Origin of the sequence: Bacillus pretiosus, from assembly GCF_051294775.1 — a bacterium.
GTDB lineage: Bacteria > Bacillota > Bacilli > Bacillales > Bacillaceae_G > Bacillus_A > Bacillus_A wiedmannii.
In genome coordinates, this window is the sequence record NZ_JBPPHF010000005.1 from 200,441 (window position 1) to 222,367 (window position 21,927).

The 21,927-nt window shown below is 34.2% G+C and carries 25 protein-coding genes; 3 read left to right on the forward strand and 22 right to left on the reverse strand.

What is annotated here, in order from left to right; genetic code table 11:
* Positions 1 to 17 precede the first annotated feature (17 nt).
* The 17 genes from ACSG5Z_RS24175 to ACSG5Z_RS24255 form a co-directional block, all read right to left on the reverse strand.
* Positions 18 to 983, reverse strand: coding sequence for a hypothetical protein (locus ACSG5Z_RS24175; protein WP_435712328.1), 966 nt, complete (start codon positions 981 to 983; stop codon positions 18 to 20).
* A 65-nt stretch (positions 984 to 1,048) separates the two neighbouring features.
* Entirely contained in the window at positions 1,049 to 1,219 is a 171-nt protein-coding gene (locus tag ACSG5Z_RS24180; RefSeq protein ID WP_179877499.1) for a hypothetical protein, read from the reverse strand.
* 116 nt (positions 1,220 to 1,335) lie between these two features.
* Positions 1,336 to 1,980 (reverse strand): hypothetical protein, encoded by a 645-nt coding sequence (locus tag ACSG5Z_RS24185; RefSeq protein ID WP_435712329.1) that lies wholly within the window; start codon positions 1,978 to 1,980, stop codon positions 1,336 to 1,338.
* Positions 1,958 to 2,779: a hypothetical protein gene (locus ACSG5Z_RS24190; protein ID WP_435712330.1), complete on the reverse strand. Its 822-nt coding sequence runs from the start codon at positions 2,777 to 2,779 to the stop codon at positions 1,958 to 1,960. The genes ACSG5Z_RS24185 and ACSG5Z_RS24190 overlap by 23 nt, the downstream gene beginning before the upstream one ends.
* A gap of 16 nt (positions 2,780 to 2,795) precedes the next feature.
* Entirely contained in the window at positions 2,796 to 3,605 is an 810-nt protein-coding gene (locus ACSG5Z_RS24195) for a hypothetical protein (protein ID WP_435712331.1), read from the reverse strand.
* Positions 3,602 to 4,159, reverse strand: coding sequence for a hypothetical protein (locus tag ACSG5Z_RS24200; protein WP_435712332.1), 558 nt, complete (start codon positions 4,157 to 4,159; stop codon positions 3,602 to 3,604). Before ACSG5Z_RS24200 ends, ACSG5Z_RS24195 begins: the two co-directional genes overlap by 4 nt.
* Positions 4,143 to 4,472, reverse strand: a complete 330-nt coding sequence (locus ACSG5Z_RS24205; protein WP_098668253.1) for a hypothetical protein — start codon at positions 4,470 to 4,472, stop codon at positions 4,143 to 4,145. The genes ACSG5Z_RS24200 and ACSG5Z_RS24205 overlap by 17 nt, the downstream gene beginning before the upstream one ends.
* 12 nt (positions 4,473 to 4,484) lie before the next feature.
* On the reverse strand, positions 4,485 to 5,597 hold the full coding sequence (gene dnaN / locus ACSG5Z_RS24210; protein ID WP_435712333.1) for a DNA polymerase III subunit beta: 1,113 nt from the start codon (positions 5,595 to 5,597) through the stop codon (positions 4,485 to 4,487).
* 80 nt (positions 5,598 to 5,677) lie between these two features.
* Positions 5,678 to 6,526, reverse strand: coding sequence for a Rad52/Rad22 family DNA repair protein (locus ACSG5Z_RS24215; protein ID WP_435712334.1), 849 nt, complete (start codon positions 6,524 to 6,526; stop codon positions 5,678 to 5,680).
* Between the two features lie 22 nt (positions 6,527 to 6,548).
* Positions 6,549 to 6,944, reverse strand: coding sequence for a hypothetical protein (locus ACSG5Z_RS24220; protein WP_435712335.1), 396 nt, complete (start codon positions 6,942 to 6,944; stop codon positions 6,549 to 6,551).
* 330 nt (positions 6,945 to 7,274) lie between these two features.
* Complete coding sequence (locus ACSG5Z_RS24225) at positions 7,275 to 7,526, reverse strand: hypothetical protein (protein ID WP_150158143.1); 252 nt, start codon at positions 7,524 to 7,526, stop codon at positions 7,275 to 7,277.
* A 68-nt stretch (positions 7,527 to 7,594) separates the two neighbouring features.
* Entirely contained in the window at positions 7,595 to 7,879 is a 285-nt protein-coding gene (locus ACSG5Z_RS24230; RefSeq protein WP_098202228.1) for a hypothetical protein, read from the reverse strand.
* 260 nt (positions 7,880 to 8,139) lie between these two features.
* The gene (locus ACSG5Z_RS24235; RefSeq protein ID WP_435712336.1) at positions 8,140 to 8,364 is read right to left on the reverse strand and encodes a hypothetical protein; all 225 of its coding nucleotides are present in this window, start codon (positions 8,362 to 8,364) and stop codon (positions 8,140 to 8,142) included.
* A gap of 17 nt (positions 8,365 to 8,381) precedes the next feature.
* Complete coding sequence (locus ACSG5Z_RS24240; protein WP_098202226.1) at positions 8,382 to 8,654, reverse strand: hypothetical protein; 273 nt, start codon at positions 8,652 to 8,654, stop codon at positions 8,382 to 8,384.
* A 439-nt stretch (positions 8,655 to 9,093) separates the two neighbouring features.
* Positions 9,094 to 9,357, reverse strand: coding sequence for a hypothetical protein (locus ACSG5Z_RS24245; protein ID WP_435712365.1), 264 nt, complete (start codon positions 9,355 to 9,357; stop codon positions 9,094 to 9,096).
* Positions 9,358 to 9,605: 248 nt separating this feature from the next.
* Positions 9,606 to 10,532, reverse strand: a complete 927-nt coding sequence (locus tag ACSG5Z_RS24250; RefSeq protein WP_435712337.1) for a hypothetical protein — start codon at positions 10,530 to 10,532, stop codon at positions 9,606 to 9,608.
* A gap of 9 nt (positions 10,533 to 10,541) precedes the next feature.
* Entirely contained in the window at positions 10,542 to 11,525 is a 984-nt protein-coding gene (locus tag ACSG5Z_RS24255; protein WP_435712338.1) for an RNA-binding protein, read from the reverse strand.
* Between the two features lie 545 nt (positions 11,526 to 12,070).
* Here ACSG5Z_RS24255 and ACSG5Z_RS24260 point away from each other — a divergent pair.
* Positions 12,071 to 13,099: an endonuclease/exonuclease/phosphatase family protein gene (locus tag ACSG5Z_RS24260; RefSeq protein ID WP_435712339.1), complete on the forward strand. Its 1,029-nt coding sequence runs from the start codon at positions 12,071 to 12,073 to the stop codon at positions 13,097 to 13,099.
* Between the two features lie 351 nt (positions 13,100 to 13,450).
* Here the strand turns inward: ACSG5Z_RS24260 and ACSG5Z_RS24265 are convergent, their stop codons facing one another.
* On the reverse strand, positions 13,451 to 13,624 hold the full coding sequence (locus tag ACSG5Z_RS24265) for a gamma-type small acid-soluble spore protein (RefSeq protein WP_080467902.1): 174 nt from the start codon (positions 13,622 to 13,624) through the stop codon (positions 13,451 to 13,453).
* Positions 13,625 to 13,797: 173 nt separating this feature from the next.
* Between ACSG5Z_RS24265 and ACSG5Z_RS24270 the strand changes: the two genes are divergently transcribed.
* Both ACSG5Z_RS24270 and ACSG5Z_RS24275 read left to right on the forward strand, forming a co-directional pair.
* On the forward strand, positions 13,798 to 13,977 hold the full coding sequence (locus ACSG5Z_RS24270) for a DUF4083 family protein (protein ID WP_435712340.1): 180 nt from the start codon (positions 13,798 to 13,800) through the stop codon (positions 13,975 to 13,977).
* Between the two features lie 52 nt (positions 13,978 to 14,029).
* On the forward strand, positions 14,030 to 14,638 hold the full coding sequence (locus tag ACSG5Z_RS24275; protein WP_435712341.1) for a uridine kinase family protein: 609 nt from the start codon (positions 14,030 to 14,032) through the stop codon (positions 14,636 to 14,638).
* 139 nt (positions 14,639 to 14,777) lie between these two features.
* Here ACSG5Z_RS24275 and ACSG5Z_RS24280 read toward each other — a convergent pair whose 3' ends face one another.
* The 4 genes from ACSG5Z_RS24280 to repX all read right to left on the reverse strand — a co-directional run bounded on the left by ACSG5Z_RS24280 (position 14,778) and on the right by repX (position 21,903).
* Positions 14,778 to 18,278: a DNA translocase FtsK gene (locus tag ACSG5Z_RS24280; RefSeq protein ID WP_435712342.1), complete on the reverse strand. Its 3,501-nt coding sequence runs from the start codon at positions 18,276 to 18,278 to the stop codon at positions 14,778 to 14,780.
* Between the two features lie 17 nt (positions 18,279 to 18,295).
* Positions 18,296 to 18,682 carry a hypothetical protein gene (locus tag ACSG5Z_RS24285; RefSeq protein ID WP_435712343.1) on the reverse strand — a complete coding sequence of 129 codons (387 nt, stop codon included), beginning with the start codon at positions 18,680 to 18,682 and terminating at the stop codon, positions 18,296 to 18,298.
* 189 nt (positions 18,683 to 18,871) lie between these two features.
* Entirely contained in the window at positions 18,872 to 20,158 is a 1,287-nt protein-coding gene (locus tag ACSG5Z_RS24290) for a replication-relaxation family protein (protein WP_435712344.1), read from the reverse strand.
* A gap of 437 nt (positions 20,159 to 20,595) precedes the next feature.
* Entirely contained in the window at positions 20,596 to 21,903 is a 1,308-nt protein-coding gene (repX, locus tag ACSG5Z_RS24295) for a plasmid replication protein RepX (protein ID WP_435712345.1), read from the reverse strand.
* Positions 21,904 to 21,927 lie beyond the last annotated feature (24 nt).

A 21,927-nucleotide genomic window follows, 5' to 3' on the forward strand; every position in this document is an offset into this window, starting at 1 on the left:
TACGCCCCCTTGTGCATTTATTTTAAAAGTGTGATCCTACTTAAATCGTAATTTTGGCTTATCCCTTCCGTTGCATATTCTCCTGCAAATATAAAGTTAGGGTTAATAGAATAAAATTCTCCATCTATACAAGTGCGTACACGTAGTTCAGGGAAAACATCCTCTATTCTGCCAACAATTGCATAAAGAATAGGAGCTCGTTCACTTTGATCATCTAATTTACTTGGTTCAGCAGAGAAACGATGATGACTGTGTATCTCCATAACTTTCATAGCGATAGACTGCATCTCTATATTCGTTTCTGGAATTACAATTTCAGTTGCTACCTGTTGGTGTGGAAAGTCCATAAAATAACCACGTTCCTTATTGAAATAGATATCAGCATGTAATTCGCAATCACATTTACGAGAAATGGCCTGTGCAATAATAATAAAGTCCATTAATAGAGTTCTCGGAATAAAATCCCCAGGTAAAAAGTGATCCCGCCAAGAACTAAGAAAAGAAAAAGGACAATCTGAAATGGATTGTCCCTCTACAGTGCTTGCTCCTTTTGCGCCGACAGTTAAAATCGGAAGTAGTGCATTTGTATCCTCATCATATTTAATGACAGTTAAGCCTTTAACAAATGAAGGATAACGATGCTCTAATTTTACGCGGATATCCTCTGCTTCTATTTTTCTTACATCTGTTGAATCTCCATTTTGAACAGCGATTCCATGTGTAATTTCTTCTTCTGTAAACCAATCTACTAACGGTATATCTCCAAATACTACGTGACGAACAACCGTCGATGTATTGATTTTATCTAGACAATCTGTAGATTTTGTAGCCTTAGCTTTCTTACTACTCTTTGTCTTACCTTTTGCTTTTTCCTTTTTTTCTTCCTTTTTAGCAGTGGCTTGCTCTGAAGCAGCTTTTTTCACTGGTACTGTTGTTTCCTCTACTTGTTTTTCCATATCAAAAAAACCGAATAAGTCTGTCATAATAAAAAATCCTCCTAGTATGTTTGCTTATATATAGTCCTGCTATTTTCAAAAATTCGATGTACTTAATTACTGTCTGCCAATAACTTATTTTCCATTAAAGTTAATGGCCAAAGCGGTAAATCATTGACTCTTTTGCCATCTGAATTTTGTGTAATGCCCTTCTCATTTAAAAATTCAATAATTCGTTTTCTTTCTCTCTCAATTCTCATTCGTGTTTCATAATCTAAATACACCGTATTTCCTCCTTAGTATGTCGGGTCTAGGGTTTATAACCTAAACTCCAACAAAATTATTACTTTTAATAATTAATCCCCAACTTCTAATAACCAAACACTCTAAAGAGCTTGTATTAAAAAGTCTTTTCCGATTCTATTAAAATAGAATCATCAAAACTTTGATTTTCAAATCGTTTAAATAGCTCTCCCACTGGTTCCGTATGAGTATGTGTAAGGTCGTGATTAAATGAACTTGCAAAGAATAAAACATGAAATGTTTCTAAATCTTTTAAAGTCCGGAATTCAGGTATCACAACTCTACCCGTACATACAGATCCACTAGGATGAACATTAGAGTAAGGAAATTGATATAATTTCATTCCTTCTTCTAAATCCATATCTTCTTTTACAGCAAAGACAGAGATATTCGTAACTCGTTTTTGGTAAACCGTATAACGAAATAATAGACGTGGAAAGCCTACTTGTTGAAACGGTCGTTCAAAAAAATGAATATCCCACTGAGCCTTTGGTACTTCAATCCAAACAGCTTGTTTATCACCACTCTTAGATAACACCTCGTGTTTTATACAACCTTTTGGGAGTACACCACTAGAGTAATGTGTATTATCTTGTGTACCCTGCTCCATTACTTCTTTTAAAGCTAAATAAAAATCCTTAAAAGTAACGGCAGTTTCTCCACGAGATAATTCGTTGTTAAATTGCTGTATGGTTACAATTCCTTTTGGCTCTAAAGCATCAAATATTGCTACTGTCTTCATTTGTTGTTTCCCCCTGCGTATAGATTGTTTCCAATAAATCTAGTAACATCTCAAATTTATATGGTCCGTATAATGGTTCCTCGCCATAATAGAGATAAAGAGATTCTTCATCAATTTGGTAAGAATACCTTACTGGATAACAATCTAGTAATATTGAAATTTTTTCTTTATGCTTTGGTGATATGCCATCTATCGTTTCAGCTATAGCACCCCATGTGTCCTCTGCTGCTTCCTGTATTTCCTTTAATGGTATGTCGAATAATGTGGAGAGCTTTCCATGATCTTCTTCATCAATTGGAAAAGCTTCTAAGCCCATATCTTCGATCATGTCCGTACCCAATTCTTTAAATCCTTCTTCATGGTCTAATTCATAGATATTCTCTCGCTCTAAATACGAGGGAGAATACTGTGTTACATCAATCGAAAGCGCATGCAACCTTTTAAAGTAATGTAAGAAATGAAATTGACATGAATAAAATTTAGATAGATTTATGTTTAATAGGTTCATGGAAAGTAAGAAGATTACAATCGTATCTGTTGTTTCTATGTCCTCCCACCTTAGTGATTGGTTTTCATCTAGAAAATCCACACAAGTTAGGATTTTACCAATTGCTCCATGAGAGATTTTGTTAAAATCTATCTCTATATCTTTAGAAAGGCTTTCTAATATATATATTTCCTCTTGATATCTTTGTTTAATTTGCTCCCAATTCACGATACTATAAGTTTTATTTAACTTAAGTGATAGTAAATAGTTTGACATCGCTAAATTAGATGAATATCCAAATAATTTTTTCATTTTTAGTCCCTCTGTACTAACTTGCTATATTTTTTGTTAACTGTATCTCTTCAAAGATACAAAGTAACATTTCAATTCGTTTAATTGCTGGAAAATATGTATCATCATCATAGAAAAGGTAAAGTTTTTTCTCTGCAGCTTGGTAAAGCATACGTATATCAAACTGATTTTGGATTGAACGAAAAAAACTTTGATCCTTTATCTTTATATTGGAAAATATCTCACCAATTGGACTCCATGCATTCTCAACAATGCGGTTTAATTCATCCATGGATATATGAAATAGATTCGAATATTTGATTAGAGTTTCTTTATCTTCGCTATCTACCTCTTCGTGATGTAATTTCATATTTTGAATTAAGTCATTCCCCCAGCTATTAAAGGAGTCCTCACAATCGTATTCTTCGAAATTATCTTGTTCTAAATAATTTGGGTAATAATCTTTTACGGGAATTCCTAATCTATACATACGCATAAATATCTCCATAAGATACAATTGTGATGTATAGAAGCAGGAAAGATCAGTATCTAAAGATTTTTCCGCAATCATAATTATTTCAAGTAAAGTTTTCGAATCTAAATTAATTGGGAAATTGGAGTCCTCTTCTAAATAAGAAACGGCAGCCATTACTTGTTGAATGGCTCGTTCTGAAATCTTGTTGAAGTCTATTTCTCTTGAGTGCTCTAAACAATCTAATATGTAGATTTCTTCTTGATGTTTCTTAGCTGCAAGTAATTCATTCAGTAAGTGAGCATTCTTTTGTATTTTTAACGAAAGTAGATACTTTCTTACTTTCTGCTGATTGTATGTAAATAATAATTTCATACCTGGTTCCCCTTCGTCTTTTCTCGGATCATTGCCGCAAGACGGATTATAATTTCATAATAAGAAAGTACCCATTCATCAAATGAGTACTGTTCATAACCATCCTCTAGAAATTCAATCAAAATATGATTGGGATACACTTCACTTTGATAGGTGTTAAACGAAAATTCATGTAACACGAATTGAAAATCGGATTGTGTTATATGTTCCGAGCCTATACATAAATAGTAACCAGCTGTATCGAAGTAACATCCTTCCGCAGCCATAGAACTAATATCCGAAGCGAAATTCGAATACATGTCTTCTGAGCTAAATAACGTCCCATCTAACAAGTCTTCTTCAGTTCCAAAGGCAAAGTGACAAAATATACGTGTTTGCTCGTTAAAACGCGCAAGCGACTCGAATAATAGTTCACTTGTGATATGCAACTTGTCCCTGTGAAAATCATTGATATTGATTAAGAATGGGATGTTATATTTACGAATTAATTTTTGTATACGTAGTATCCGAATGTATACTTTCATCTCATTTCCTTGATTAAATAAATATCTCATCTTCTAGCCCCTGCTTTTCTACATCTTCTAGTTGTTCAGTGAAAAGATGTAAATGTAGCATTTCTTTTAATACACAATCTGGACCACTTATACGAAATGAATTACCACTATAAAACGTGACATAATGTCGTAGCTGCTCAAATTGCTTTTCAAATTCATCTATATGTTCTAATGGTATGTTTTCTAAATCAGGCATTTCGTTCGCAATAAATCCATTTATAATCGATTCAAAGGATTGACGAAGTTCTTGATTATTAGGAAGGACTTCTTTTGACTGTAAAAAGTCAAAGAAGTCACTGTGATTCATACTCATTTGGATGCCCCCTTACACGCGAACCGGTAGAATTAACTGCAGATTAGAGTGAGTTGTATCCTCTGCTCCCACTACAACGATAGGTCTCTGATTACTAATCATTTTTATCGCGATTGTTTCAGAAATTATCGTTTGTAGTGCTTGCAGCAGATATTCCACATTACAAGCCAATGTAAATTCTTCTACTTGATTACATGGAATTTCTACACTTGCAGTACCTACTTGAGAATTCTGTGGTTTAAGATGGATGCTTTCTTTTCCTTCTGACGTAAGCACGATTAAGGAAGAAAATGCTGAAAGCTGCTCCAACGTGTTTTTAAATTCTTCACGTGATAGTTGTATTTCACTTTTAAATTCGTCGGGTACCATACGTGCCGTATCAGGATATGTACCAGCTAGTAATCTAGACTGATAGATAATACTTTCACCACGGATTAACAGCTGTGTATCACTAATGAGCTTTAATTGTAAATTTGTTTCACGATTAAAGAGCTTAAGAGCTGTTTTAAGAGACTTAATTGGTAACACGACTTCACCATCTTTTGCGATAGTGATCTTTGTACAATCAAAATGTAAACGGGCTAAACGGTGAGCATCAGTTGCTATACTAAAGAACTTATCATCAACTGATTTTAAGTTCACACCAGTTAGGATCTTACGTGTATCCATTGCAGGAATAGCATGTAATGTTCCGTTGGCCATTGATACAAATTGTTCTTGTGAAAGTGAAATCCAGTCTTCCCCTGCTTCAATTTTGATTTCAGGATATTCTTCATGATCCATGGTACAAAAGCTAAACTGTTTCTTCATACTTTCTACAATTTTCAGCTCGTTGTTTTTATGTTCTAAACCAATGAATTCACTTTTGAATTTCTTAATCGTTTTAAGTACCGGAGCAGCTGCAAAGAGTACCTTCCCCGGTTCAGTACAATCCCCACTGTTTACATTAAAGCGAGTTACTAATGTTACTGTTTCTGTACCGTCTGAACCCATTAGAATCATTCCCTGTTGATTACAATCTAATAAAACGCCTTGTAATGCGGGCATTGGGTTTTTAACGTCTACAGTAGCACTAGCTTTCTCTAATTTTTCGATAAATAATGTACGGTTAATAGTAAATTTCATAATAAATCCCTCCAAAAAGTAATAAAAAAAGAACAGACCTCATATCCTGTTCATTCGTTTTCCTGCTATAATACAAAGCTTTATGCGCTTTGTTGTTTTTTTAACTGTTCTATCAGTTGATGAATGGCTGCTGTATTTTCATGAAGTAACCATTCTCTAAAGTTCGTAATATCACCAGGTATAAGAGCAGATAACCAACGGTTAAGCTGTTTCTCATTTCCAGGACGAATATTCTTTGCCTCGTGAATCAACTGTAAACTAGTTATCATCCCTTCTAAACCACCAATTGTTGTATCCTCAAATGTTCTCGCTTGCGCATTATAATTGTGATTATAGGCAAGTAGAATTTCCTTGGATGTAATGCTTAATGGATTTGCAAGCTTCTGTATTTTTTGGATTAATAATCCCAGACTTGGTTGACCATTTGATTGTTCTTTCTGTGAACTTCCTTGTTTATTCTTTAGTTGTATTATCGCAGGCGGTGTGAAATAATATCCTTTCTTTTGATAAGAAACATAGATACTATTTGTCCCATTACCACGTGTAGAAAGTTCTACTTTACTAGGTTTTACATTATAAAGGTATCTTCCCACGCCCCAAAGTACAGCAGCTCTTTTTAAACTATTTGAAAAACCACCTTTTACAGAACTATAGTCAGATTCTTCACTTCCATCCTCTTTTGATATCCAACGTTCATTCAAAAACACTGATATGGTACATTTCGTTGCTTTCTCACCCCATTTTTCATATGACACTTGCCATTTATCAATACCAAAGACTTCATCAAATCGGTCCTGAATGGCGCGTGCGTCAACAAATGGAGCTACATATGCAAAAAAACGACCTTGGCTTTCAAATGTATGTGTAATTTTCCACCCTAATTGTTCGAATGGAAATTCAGCTTGTAAACTTTCCATTATATTCGTCATAATAATCCTCCTGTATTACTTGTTATTTCGAATCTGGGTGTTTCCACTCTTTCTTTCGAAATTCATCAATCATTTCACATATAATTCCTCTGTTTTCATGTAGCAGCCAATCCTCATAGGAAGTAATTTCTTTTCCTGATTGAATGGATAGACGCTTATTCAAATCCTCTATACTTTTACAACTGATATTCCTTGCTGCATAAATGAGACTTAAGCTTACTTTCAAATCTCTTAGATCAGAAATGGTAATATCCTTAAATGTCGTAGCTTTCGTATTGAAGTTTTGATTGTGCGCTTGCAACATTGATACAGAACTGATCCATAAAGGATTAGCTAGTTCTTTAATTTCTTCAATAATGTCATGTAAATGAGCATCATTTTGTGATTTCCCTTGTGATTTTTTTATGACTAAATTCATGATGTTTCCCCCTAATTAATAAAATAATTGCCTAAAGTGCTGGCTATACAATAACTCCAAACTTGAAGACAACACAAAAAGGGCTTCTTCAAGTCGATTAATAATGTGCATAGCAAAATAAGCTATATATACACTAATCGGCTCAAAGAAGCCCTTTCATAAATGAAACAAGACGCAACTTGCTTCTACAACTCAACCACAACACAAAAAAGGTGTGGGAATAAACGGAATCAATTAAACAATAAATATATCTGTATATTAAACTATCTTTATTTTTAATGCAAGTAAAAAAAAGTGAAACAGCCGAATCACTCTTTCATCCATAGTATATTATTTGCTCCAAAACTCATTATAATACCAAGCTCGATAAGAAATATGTTCTGATACATCCATTATTTTCATACGTCTTCTATGATTTTTAGGATGAACAGGTATACCGTATATCTTCGCATCGTCTGGTTTCGTCATATCTTCTACCTCAATTTTTACAACTTTTAAATGGTACGGCATACGACCATTGCTAAAAATATCCCCTACACAAATTGTCCAAAGACTTGTTTCTATTTCAGTCACAGTATTCATTTTATATTCTCCTCTACAAATTAATAAAAAAGACATTGAACAGATACGTCCAATGTCTTTTTTCCCTCTTATATACTAGTTAACTCAAAGTATAATTTTTCTGGTTTTCCATATATGCTAATTTCATTTTGATATACGCCAGCTAATGGCTGAGGCATCTCAATGCTTTCCATATAGGATAATGAAGCAGCTGCTTCTATTTTTTCTTTAATCTCATTAGGAATGGCTGAGTAAGATAAGCTATCCATTTTACTTCCTAATTTAGTATCTGTAGCAGCTTCATAATAAATTTCGGTAATTAAGACCTCATTATCATCTGGATCATACATATATCCTCGGTTAACTGTAATCATATTGTAGTGCTCCTCTCAGTTTTACATTTTCTAATTCCTTGTGCTTTTAGCATTGCAACAAGTACCATACCTATATATAAATCCCATATTTTCTATAGTTGCATTCCATTCTATATCTACTGTACTATGTCTCTTTTATGAATTGTTCTTAAAAACGGAGAGTTCAGAAATTCTTAACAAAAGTAGGATATGATAAAGCCCTGGATTTGGTTGTAATTTCTTACCGCTTTTAATATTCGACATTCTCTAAATTCGCTTTTTTACAGTGTAATAGCATAGACCCAGGAGCCTTTTTCAAACCTAAATGTATCAAGATCTTTATCTATTCGATAGAAAACATTCGGTTCATACTCTGAAACTACTGCAAAATACATATAAACTGTTCCTTTACCTAAATATTCAATTCTCTCAATTGATAAAGAGAACATGTCCCTCATAAGTTGTTTACAATGTAAAAACTCTTTTAGTTCTTTTTCAACATTCATAATATACACCTGCTTAATTAATTTTTTGGTAGTAAATTTGCTATAACACATGGGAAATCTACAATTTTTTGACGATGATAAATTTCTTCTACGGTATCATAGATTGCTATATGTCCATAATCTACCTTTACCCGCTCACGCAAACCTAATCGTTTAATATTAACGTACTCCACTTCACCATAATCACTTTGCGCTTCCATTAAATAAAATCCTACTGCTTCATATGGACTATTGGCTGCAATAATTTTTATAGCAAGTCTTTCTCCATAACTAACCTCATAAAACTTCATTTTTACTTCCCCCTTAGATATAGAAAAAAGCACCTTATAATTGTGCTTTAATCACTCTTATTATTCGTTTAGCCTAGATGGTCTAATACAAGTAGTTCCTAACTTAAAGACAACACAAAAAGGGCTTCTTTAAGTCGATTAAATATGTGCATAGCAAAATAAGCTATATACAATAATCGGCTCAAAGAAGCCCTCTCATAAATGAAACAAGACGCAACTTGCTTCTACAACTCAACCACAACACAAAAAAGGTGTGGGAATAAACGGAATCAATTAAACAATAAATATAGTTATATATTAATCTATTTCTATATCATATTCAATTGTTTTTGAGGAAACAAAAATAAGAAGGGAATTTATATGTAGTTGTTTTATGTATCATATAATAATGCCCCTGTTTCTACGATTACAAATCCCCTCTTATTTTCAGTTCTTGTTGTTACTTCATGTACTGCATTTCAAAATAAAGTTTTTCTGGCTTTTGATTTTGGTCTAAATAACAAAGTATTTCTGGAATGGTTTGTTCTTCTACTTCCATACTTTCCATATAAGACATACTTTCGTTTTCTTGAACTTTTTTAAAAATAGAAGAAGGGAGTTTGTCTGCAGCAAACACGCCCATTTTGCTTCCTAACTTTTGTTCGGATGCAGCGTTGTAGAAAATTTCGTTCACAATGACCTCATTATCATCTGGATCATACATGTACCCTCGTTGTATACGTAGCAATGTGTTACCCCTTTCAATTATATTCCTTTACACAAATGTATATATTTGTATATATTGTTTTTCTTGCGTAAAGGTATCAAAGAATATTATTTCTTAAAATCCGTAATTTGTATAGGGGCAGATACAGGATAATTAATTTTCTTAAATTATTTTTGAATATTCCTCGTTTTTTATACAACAAACAAGCCACCCTTTAAAAGAAAGTAATAGCTTGTAAGGGTGGCTTAGTTTGTTGTAAATAACTTTGTATTTAATTGTTTGATCTCCCCTTCTGCAAGGGGCTGGTAAAATGCATGTTGTAATCCTTGTATGTGCAAAGTTTCTCCTATACACAACAATACTTTACCAGGTATTAAATCGAGTAGTAGTTCATTATTAATTTGCTTTGCTTGGTTTTCAGTAGAAACATATATAACTAAGACTGTAGGATTGTTTCCTAAATCTTGCATTATAACATCTTTTCCTGACTCTACGAAATCTTTCCATCGAGCAATAATTCGTTTTAAACGATCCTTTTTATCTGTTAATAGGGTGGAGTATACAACGAAATTAAATTTATGATTTACTCCGCCTTGCACAGCAAAACTTAAAGGAGGGGTAAAAACCCCTTTACTAATAGATGGATGCATGATATGACCTAAAAACGATGGAGCGTAACGCAGATGGCAGATTAAATCTACATCGTGCCAATAACGTAGATGAACATATTTACCGTGATTATCAATACGTTCAGGAGCAAAGAAGAACATATTTCCTTGCCAGTATTTTAAAAACTTGTAACCATTGTCAGATAACGTATATGTTTCTTCAAAGATCTCCATATCAAAACTCTCCACTCGCCATTTTTCAATTAGACGGTAGTAAAGTAATCCTTGAAGTGCATCATTTATTTTCTTACGTGAATATTTATCCTTAAATAAATATAATAAATGATTAAATCGAACAGATGTATGAACACCAACGAAAGCAAGTACGGCATACTGTTCTTCTGTTAAACGCTGCTTAAACTTAACCAATTCGTCAAAAGAATGGAATACATAGGTTTTATCTAGCTCATGTATTCGATATATTTTAAGTCCCTGTACATCCTCACTTGATAAATGAGGTATAGAAGGGACATAAGTAGACAATTGTTTCTCTATTGTACGCATGGTCATCCATTAAAATTGGAAAATTGACGAATTAGATTTTTTACTTTGTCCTTGCGGATAATTTAGGATACGCACTGTTCCTTTTCTATTTTTGGCGTCGATATTAAGCAGCTCACATGTAACAATCGTTTGATTTTTTGCATCTTCCACCGTTGGATTGGCAAGATTTCGGCTTTTAAGTCCTTTAAACTGAATTCCTGGTGCAACCTCTACGAAAATACCCGCAATAGCGTCTACCCCTACAATTTTACCTACAAATCGGTCACGGCGTTTCTTTAGTTCTAACAATTTTTCCATTGGATCTGTTTCTAGTTTCTTTTTATTTCCTCTAAATTCATAACGGCCATTCTTTTCTCCTACTTTATCGATGATAAGTTCTATAACATCACCAATGATAATATCCTCCGGACGAACGAATGTATAGGACCAGTGTGAATACCTTACACCTACCGTTACGCCATGAACTTCAACTAGGACAGTTTGTGCAGATGGAATATGTCCTGAAACGGTTCCAGTGTATACCTTATTCCCTTCTTGCGCTGTTACTTCTTCATATAATCTTTTTTGAAGTGCCAATTCCCCTGCTGTGATAGATACAACAGCAAAGTTACCTTCCTCCGTTTTCTGGAAGTGTTCAATGATAACAGGCTTTGTTCTACCCACTAGCCATTGAGGGTTTTTAGGAACATTTATACCTGCCTCTGTAATGGGGCAATACGCTGTTGTATGAGTACCAATTTGCATTGTAAGTACTTGTATACGCTCGGACTTTCCGTTTTTAGTCGGGAATAGCTTTTCGGATACGACTGTAATCAAACCTTTTCCTACAGTACGCTCACGTTTCATACGGGCTAATTCCTCTAGTTCATGTTCACGTACTCGCTCAAATTGATTAAAGTTTGTTTCTGAGAGTGTGTCACTTTGTGGTGTCTCTGATTCAAAAGCCATTCCAAGTTCTTCTACAGTTTGAGTGTTTGTCTTATCTTCCGCCATTATATTTTCCTCCTAGAACGTAAAAAAGGACACACCTGTACCGTTGGGATGGTACGTAAGGTGTGTCCTTCACGTAAATTATGTTTTATTTATATAGTTTTTAATACAAATATAATGGTATTTCAACTCAAATGCAAGAATAATTTTAAAATCATAAGTTTGCTATAGGTTGAATCAAAATCTAGAATACAGTCTTACTAGGGCAACTGCCAGCATTTCAGAAAGATACCACGCTAAGAGTATGCATAATTTTATACAATTTTTCGAGTAATCCAGTAACAAACGAGAACCCTAAAACCGCACCATGATAGGAATGTATAAAAAGATGAATAGGGTTATAGAAAAAGAAAAAGAAAAAGGCGAATTACTCTTGAAAGTAGGGATTCGCCTTTTTCTTGCTACCGATAATAGGACGTTATGTTAACCTTACATGTATAAGATATACATCATGAATTTTATTAGGCGTAAACAAGCATACAAGCCAAAGTACTAGATTCGAATATAAATAATTATATTAAATTTCGAAAAAAAGGAGATGAATTGTTTTGAACTCATATTTTTCAAAACAAAGATGCTGTCGTAGACTTTTTCCTGCTTTTCCACCTGCTGTCCCTCCGATTCCAGAACCCCAAGGACCACTAACTGTCATGACGTGGAATATTTATTTAGGTGCGGATGTAACACCGATTTTCACTGCTACGCCAACACAAATTCCCCAGCGGGTAACAGAAGTGTTTCGACAATTTCTTGCGACCAATTTTCCTGTACGTGTGAAGGAGATTGCCAATCAGATTATATTGAAGAAACCAGATATCATCGGATTGCAAGAAGCAGAACTATGGCAACTCTTTGTTCCGAATTTGCCGACAGTCACATACGACTTTGTAGAATTGCTGCTAAGTGAATTAAGAAAAAGGGGATTACACTATGAAGTTGCAGCCCAAAACGAAAACTTCTCAGAACAACTGCCAAGCAGCAATGGGAATATAGTAGGGTTATTGGACAGAGATACCATATTAATCCGAAAGGGATCAGGGTTAAAGATTATTCAGCGGCAAGAAGCCAATTTTCAAACCAATTTAACGGTACAGATTGGAGGACAACCGTTTGAAATTCTTCGGGGATGGTCATCTATCGACGTTAGCGCAAATGGACGTACCTTCCGGGTGATTAACACCCATTTGGAGCCTCTTTCTCCCCCCGTTCAAATCGCCCAAGGGAACGAGTTACTGGCAGGGCCAGCCAATACAAATCTGCCGTTGATTCTTCTAGGAGATCTGAATTCCAACGCTGATGGTACTGGCACACCAACATACGGGGATTTTATCAATACCGGATTTCAAGACGTTTGGATAGAGGTCGGTGAAGGACCTGGATTTACCTGTTGTCAGGATCCTGACCTGTTGAATGCTGTGTCCTCCCTGAACATAAGAATAGATTTTATTTTGTTTAAAAACGGTTGGAACCCGATTGTGGCAAATGTAGTAGGAAAGGAACAGAGCGACAGAACACCAACTGCTCTCTGGCCTTCCGATCACGCCGGAGTAGTGGCTAGCTTGGTTCTTCCATCTTAAAAAAAGGATATAGTCAGGGAAATATGAATAACGATAAGCTGCTACCCCCATAAAACAGATGATCTAACTAATTGTTTTTTATATAGTTCCCTGACTATAGACCATACTATTGTGAGGGGAACTATCATAATTTACGCAATTAACTACCAATAATGATGCGTTATGTTAACTGAAATTGTATACAATATACATTTTAAAAACAGAAAAAGACTACCTTTTCCCAGTTAGAAGAAGTAGTCTTTTTCTATTACGTAATTGGGTTCCACGAATGATGCCTTATTGCATCATCTTGGATAGTTTACTCAAAGTGTATTTTCCACGATTATCGAAAATATCCTTTGTATATTAACTTTATTGTTGGCTAGATTGTTGGTTCTTTTTAGCTTCTGCTTGAGCGTTTTGTTGTTTTACTGCTTGTACATCCGTTTCACTAGCAAATTCTGTTCCAAATTTGTTAGATGCAGCGTTTGTTCCTGCAGAAGTTTTGTTTGGTTGTTTGTTATTATTCATTACAATCACCTCCATAAAAATTAATGTTCCCAATAAGATCGTAATTATCCCAAAAAGCTTTTAACGAATATACGATTGCTAATAATAGGACGTTATGTTAACTATCTATGAATAGGATATACAACCAAAATCAAACAACATATCAATTCTTTTAAATGGTAAAATAGGGAAAAAGGAGGTTCTAAATAATGCCTTTAGAAAACTCTATTTATTACATAGGGGTTGCTATTATTTTAATAATCATCGGTGCACTGTTTGGCGGGATTATACGTATAATCCGGCATACCAGCAATCGCAAAAAGCAAGATCCAGTTGAGCAAAAGTTAGATAGGGTTATTCAACTGTTAGAAAAACAAAACAAAGATTGACCCTCCTTCCAAACAGGAGGGGTTTGCTGTAATAAACAATAGGAGGAGAGATATGAATTTTTCTTCAAATAATAATCAGGTGTGCACCTTTAGTGACCTATTGGACACACTTGAAAAGTTGCCTAAAAAACAAGAGACGATTCTTGTTGGAATTGATGGATGCGGAGGTTCAGGAAAGAGTACATTTGCTAATACATTACAGACCATAAAACCCACTGTAACAATTGTTCATATGGATGATTTTTATTTTCCTTCTCCCCAAATCTTAAAAGGAAGTCCTAATTCTAAACCCATCGGGGCTGATTTTGATTGGAATCGCTTATTAAAACAAGTCATTCACCCTCTTAGTCAAAACCAAGATGGTTATTATCAACGTTACGATTGGAATATAGATAAATTGGCAGAATGGCACTTAGTTCCTACTGGTGGGATTGTTATAATTGAGGGTGTTTACGCCCTTCGTAAAGAACTTGAACATACATATGATTTTAAAATTTGGGTGAATTGTCCTCGCGAAATTCGATTTGCAAGAGGTATTGAAAGAGATGGAGAAGCAGCTCGTGATATATGGGAACATAATTGGATGATTTCAGAGGATATTTATGTAAGAAAACATAGACCTGATGAAAAAGCAGACCTTGTCATAAACGGGACAACATAAATCCTATGCAACTTCCGCTTTCGAAAATTATGTAAATAAGCTGCCTATATGGGCAGCTTATTGTATTTTTGACTTAGCGTGATTTTTTTCGAATTACTGGCTATATTCCTACTAGATTTAATTTGAGGTTTACAATCTATTAATCAAAGAAATTGTTCAATTCCTTACTCATTACGTTCGATGTTTTGTGATTTGGTTTCTCATTTTTATTAACCAGCGACTGCGTAGTATTATTCTTATTTTTTTGCTGAGATTTTAAGCGCTCTTGGCGTTCTTTGTAATTCATAGGTTTAAATTCTGGTTGCTTCTCATCATTTTTCGAATGATCTTCTCTATTTTTTTCTAAGTTTTCTTGTACCGTAATACTAATAGATTCGTAAACTTTTGCTACATCTTCATCTAGCTTGTTTTCTTCGGTATGATTAAGCGCTTCTTCAATTGGAACCGTGTTGATTTCTACATGTATTTCTTCTGTCTCTGTTATTGTAACGGGAATTGAAGTAGATTCTATACTTGTTTCTGCAGCTCTTATCTTTGTAACGGGAGGTCCATCAGATGGGAATTCTTCAAACAGTGTTTCGTTCTCAATAGGAATCACGGAATGAATAATGGAATCTTTATTCCAATCTTGCTCTAACATAGTAATAGATAATTCTTTGTTTAGTTCTGCTACCTCCATGTTTATTTCATAGCATTCGTCCATAAGAGGTAATTCTATATCTATGACTTCTTCTTTATCTTCTTTTATGGCTGGTTCTTTTATTTCAGTGCTTATACTTTCTAAATGTGTTTCTTCTGCTATAACAGGCAGCTCATTATTTCGTTGTAGAGTTTCTATTAATCTCGATGCACGTGTATAACTAATTTTAAATGTGTCTTGCAGTACAGATATAGAGGCACTTCCCGATTCTTTCACAAAACTTAAAACATCGTCGTATAGAATATCTTTAAAACAGCTAGTCTCCTCTTCTACGGATCCTTGGTCTTCGCTTCCAATCCTTACTTCCTGTGGAATTGTATTATCAGATGAATGAGCAGTATTAACACTTGTTTCTTCTAGCAAACTACTATTATTTGAAATTAATACTTTACGAGGTCCATCCCCTGTGTAAGAACTTACAACTTGATTTTGTTCTAGCTTCTCAATACATTGCATAGCCTTCATATAGCCAATTTTGAATTTTCTTTGCAGAAGAGATGGCGAGATTTGTTGTGATTCAATAATAAATTCTTTAATATCTTCATACAACTTATTTTCAGCTTCATCATTAACATCTCCCTGCTGATCCATAGGTGCAGGTTCATTAGGTAGAGTTTCATTTTGAGACTTATTTTCCTTATAATCCTCCAATGATACAATGTGTTGTTGCTCTCCATTTGTTTCTATAGAGTTATCTTGTTCCATCGCAATCTCTTGCATAGATGACAAAGGTTGTATTTTCTTCATGTTCTCTGCGTCTACATGCTTCATAGGATTTGCTTTTGCAACAGATTCATTAATAAGACGAAGACGTTCATTTTCCCAATATCGTCCTATCTCTTCATCTACCTGTGTAATAGCTTGAGCAAATTCTTCTTTTGGTACAAAGTTACTCGTAATTTGTTGTACGGGTTGGACATGATTGTCTTGTACAATACGAGCAGCACAAATGAATGCACCTTGTGCCATGATATCTCCTGGCGACATAACAACTTCTTTTGTTTTCTGGTAGGTTGATCCTAATCGACTAACAGGATTCTCTTGCATAGGAGAAATACCCTGTTCGGATTCCGCCTCTTTAAATTCCTCTTTCTCACCAAACATGTCAGAGAAAATTTTTGCATCATATGGTGTTACATCTCCAAATATCATTTTGTTACGGAACGAACCTAGTAAAGTAAACATGTATTGCTCTGTGAAGTCGAGAGCTAATTGCGATAGTGTTTGGCTAGCAATTGTTAGAATTACTTTATATTTACGAGATTGTGCAGGGAATTCTTTAAACGGCCGCACAACATAATCCGGAAACTCATCGACAATAATATGATGATAAGGTGAGACGTTTGGATCTCTACGGAATACTGCATTTTGCATACTTAACAATACAAATTTTCCTAATACGTTTGAAAGGTCTGCTAATTCTCCTTTTGCCGTATTGACTAACAAAATTCCCCCCTGCTCTAAATGAACATCGAAATCAAAATCGGATTTTCCAAATAAAACACGTCGTATTAAAACGTTTGAAGCTAAATCTTTTAATATGTTGCGTAAACCTTTTACATATTCTTCTTCTCTGTCATAATGCATTGGTTGTCCACGGTATTTTCCTGATTTATAAACCGCTGGTTCACCTTGAAAATCCATTTTTTCACGAATGGTATTATCAAACCATTCGTCAATACCTTTTATAATTTTATACTCGTTTTTTTGGTCACGTGAAGCAACACCACTTTGAACAAAATCATATAACTTTTCAACTTGTACTTTTAATAGTTTATGCATACGATGGACACGTTCTACATCATCATACATCTCAATTAAATCGTCAAAGGTTACATCTTTTTGTGGGTTGTGTAGCTTTAGTAAATAAATGTGTTGCTTGAGGTGGTTACGCTGTGCTTGTTCAAAGAATGCATTATTAGATTCAGATAAACCTTGAATAACCATTGCGAAAACCTCTGCTACTTTATCTACTGGTCCTCGCAGAATGTTTATATTTTTGGTATCAGGATTAGTTGGATCGATGTAGTAAACTGCACTTTCAGGTATTTTATGTGCTTGCACTAACTTCAAAACCTTTTGGCATAAATCATTACTGGGTTCGATAACAGTCACACCATTTAAAAATGTTCCTTTTACTTCTTCTGTATGATAATCCTTCTTTTTAAAGACATTTATGAACTTATTGATAAAACGTGCCATCCAATGTAAATCTTGATTAATCATGGGAATAATTAAACTAGATGTTTTACCAGAACCAATAGGACCAATAATAATACAATTTAACGTTCTATCTTTCCCCTTAATACGAACCATCTCTTTATGCTCAATATGCGGCCCAATTTCTACATCAGGATATATTTGTTCTTCTTGGCTATTAAACCATTTTTGTAATTTGTGATTTTTGTATTCGTATTTTTGTACCCACTTTAATATCTCTTCTCGGTAACGAACAATATGCCCACTAAACCAAAGTGTAAACAAAATCATAAATACTGTTGGTAAAAATACAAAAATCATAGTGAGTGTGTGAAAATTGCCTGTTAAGACATGACCTAAGGCTTCATACTCACCAAAATTAAGATGTTTTGATTTATCCGTTAGATAAGGAATAACCTTAGCGTGGATCGGAGCAGTTGCAAACCATAAAAATTGAATATCAACTGCAATATGAGAAGCAATCAAAATTATTAATTTCCCATTTTCTACATGCAAAGCAGGAATACGGCTGTAAAACCTAAAGCTGAACTCTCCTAATAGCAAAGAAAAAAACATTAAAACGAGCGGTATATATGTAATTTCTATAGGATAAGACGGTGGTTCAAATGCATAGTAGAGTAACTTGATGTAGTTTACTAAACCGAATCCAAATGAAAGAATAAATCCGCTAATTAAGCCGAGTGTAGTAAATAACGGTAATCGTTGTTTAAATGTCTCCATATAGGCTCACCTACTTCTTACAGATATAGTTGAGCTTTATGTTTAAACTTGAATCGATTATTGAATTCTGGTTGGAATAGTTCCTTTGATTTTTCGAGAAAGAATTTTGCTGCATCTTCAGTTTGCTTTAAATATAAATCAATACTATCTTTTTCACAGAGCTGGTTATATTCTTCCTGAGAAAGTACCGCAATATTTACTTCTATTTTTTTATTCGTTGCTGTTTCAATGATTACATCATACCAATAGTAATTCGGTTTTCCCGGGATTTGGATATCTTGTAGAGAAACACTAAACGTTGCCCCCTCTTCTGTCATATGTTCGAGGACTAGTTCAGGGTTTTTAAACGCTTCTCTAGCAGAGAGCACTCCCCCAGTAATAGTAGTTGCATATTGTAAATCCATTTTTAATTTCCACCTTTCTCCATATAAAAAAGGCAAGCGACACCCACTGTAAAAACAGCGTGTGTCGCTTGCCTTAATTTCATATGTTCTGATTTGATTGTAGTTTTTATTATATGTTCAATCGCTATTCTAACACCTTAAAAAAAAGAAATCAATAAAATTGTATAGAAGTATATAAAAAACAATGGATTAATATAATTCTACAAGTTTACGTCTTTTGGGATGAATGTTATTTGCAGTACGTGCCATAATCTGTTCATCTGCGTCGATAGTAACATCTTCATTTTGGAGGGATAGCAGTAATACGTTGTCATAAGTGTCCATTAAAAGTATATCTCTAGCCTTTTTACGCTTTGGATAGATCACAACAAGTGGCACTCCCTCATCACCTTCTCTTCTTGAAAACACAACATCGTCTAATCTAGCAATCATGCGGTAATCATTTTCATTCCCAAAAATAAAGAAGAAATCTTGCATAGCATCTTTATCTCTTCTATACGTTCGTCTAAGACCACCATCTATTGTTTCTTTAAAGGTTTGAACTTTTTCAACAAATGCGTAACGCCAATCGGCATCGCCTACTGTACGTTGAGATAAAGGTAAAAGAATATCTTGTTCAAAGTTTTGATTATCATCTATTCCTAGAATGATATCTGAGATAACATCTCCAGCTTCTTTCAAAGAGCAGATGTGCATATTTAGATTTGGTAGATTCATTAAAAGTTCATGATACTCCCGCATAGAAAATAATAGATTTTTCATACGTACGTATGGTGGTTCTGCATCTTCTGCAAGGAACATCGACTTGTCATACATAACAAAAACTACAGTTATATTCTCATTGTTTTTTTGTGCATATTCAATATATTTCCCCACTTTTTCAACTAAGGTAGCATTGGTTTCTTTGCACATATCCATTTCAATGTAAATATTTTTATCTTGATATGAAATGTGTTCATCAGGAACTAAGAGTAAACCTGCCCCTTCAATTTCTGTTTTCTTTTGTTTTTGATGATATGAGCGAATATCTAGCTCGCATAATATCTTATTCGTATTGGTCTTTTTCGATACTTCTAAAAGTGTGCGTACTAATATTTCTCGTGAGCAGAGTGTATGTAGTGAGATTGAAGAAGAATATCTACGTTTTGAAGATCCTGCAGGAATCCTTCCTAATTCTTGAAGATAATCAACCATTCTATCTTTTAAGGAGAATGTCGCACGTCTTGTTATACTATCATCTCGCTTATCAATTTTTTTAGTTAAGATAGCACCATATTTTGAAAAACGATTAAGTTTTGTAAACACACTATCCTCGGAAAAATCCCTACCTTCAAATGCACTATAAAGCTGAGTAATTTGTCGTGTAGTTAGATGCCTTTTGTAATATAAAAATGTGAATACAAATATATCAGCCTCTTTTAAACGAAAAGATTTCTGAGTACCTTTACTTGTATATTTATACGTTTTAATTTTCATTATATGCAACTCCATAACTCGAATATATTTTCAATAAACAACAACCATTTCTATATATCTTATTACAGTAAAAAATCGTTGTAAATTATTAAAATTTCAAACTGAATTTGCGCCATTCTAGATACTAAAACTCGTACGCTGAAGTTGGGATCACTTCTCTTCCTAATAATTTGCTAAAAACATTGATTTATATAGTCCTTTGGTACTTGTAAAATTGTTCGGACGGAAGACGTGTTTTAACCGAACAATTTTTTAAAAGGTCAAGTGTTGGAGTTAAATTGTTAGGACGGCCTAACAATTTATTTAAGCTGTTTGAATTGTACAAAATGATATTAAACATACAGAAAATATAACAGATTTCTAAATTGTTCTTTGTAGTTTTTATTGCTATTAAAATAGAAAAAGACCGACAAAAATTATATTTGTCGGTCTTTTGTTTAGAATGATAATTTCTTCTTTGCAGGTTGTGAATCGTCAGCAACTTCTACTTCAGGTTCAGCACCAAAATTCAATTTTTTCTTTTTAGGTTTTTCTTCTTGTACTGAATCATCGAATGCAAAAAGCTTATTTAAAACAGCATTTGATTTCTTAGAATTAGCTTGCTCACGTTCTTCTTTAATTCTCGTAATCTCATCAATAATATCACTCACACGTTTTGGCAATGGTAGCCCTGCAACAACTGAATAGAATTTTACAATATCCTCTTCTTTTTTGGTTGTATGTTTATTAACATATGGAGCTATAGGACGTTCATCTACATATGGAGTTCTTTCTTTTAAGAAGTTTTCCATTTGGTTAAGGAATGAGAAGTTATATAATCGACCTGCTCGTAGCGGTGATGTAACGATAGATAGCGCGCTCTTTTTAGCACTTTCTAGTTCTTCTCTTTCTGTATCGTATAAAACACCTTTTTCTAGTGCGTTCCCTAATTGAGTCAAGTATCCTAGCGGGTTTTCAGTGTCTAATTGATTTGATTTTAGTTCTAGTTTTGCTAATGATAAAACGCCTGGCGTATTAATTACTTGAGCAAATTCACTAGCATCAAAATGTGTATCTGAAAATGGTGTAAATGAAGAAGTAACTAGGTTAATCTCGTGTAATGCATCAGCAATATATTTGTTACTATAGCTAGTATATTCGTTTGCTAAAGCACTTGGATTTTCCTCTTCAAATTTTCTATATAGTTTAGCGTTATCTATTAATACAATTGAACCGAAAGCATCTTGGTTCATAGCAATACTACGAATGCGTGAAGTTGCGTTCTCTAATACTTTTAAAGCCTCTGCATCACGTGGTAAAGTCAGTAATAATCCAAAATTGTAATCATGTTCATATAGCATTTCAATTGCCTTTAATAGAGCTCCAGTTCCTGTTCCTCCACCAAGACCACAAGTAATCCAAATGAAATCACGATCTTCAAATTCCTGCTTAACCGTTTCGAAAATCATTGTTTCATGCTTTACAAATGCTTCCTCACCAACCTGTGGATTACGAGCTGCACCCTGCTCATATCCTTCTAACTGTATTTTACGTACATTTCCCGCGTTTTTAATCTCAATCTTGTTAAAATCTTGACTATTTGTGTTAACAAGAATCGCACGATATGGGTATTTGTTATTTTTAATTTGAGTTTCTTTATTTGCGCACTCCGCTGCGATTGCGCATCCACCCATACCTAGTCCTAAGAATCCAAATTTTAAACTAATATTTCCTTGGCTTTCGATTTCTGAAAAATTGCCTGCCATATGTATATCCTCCTCAAATATTTA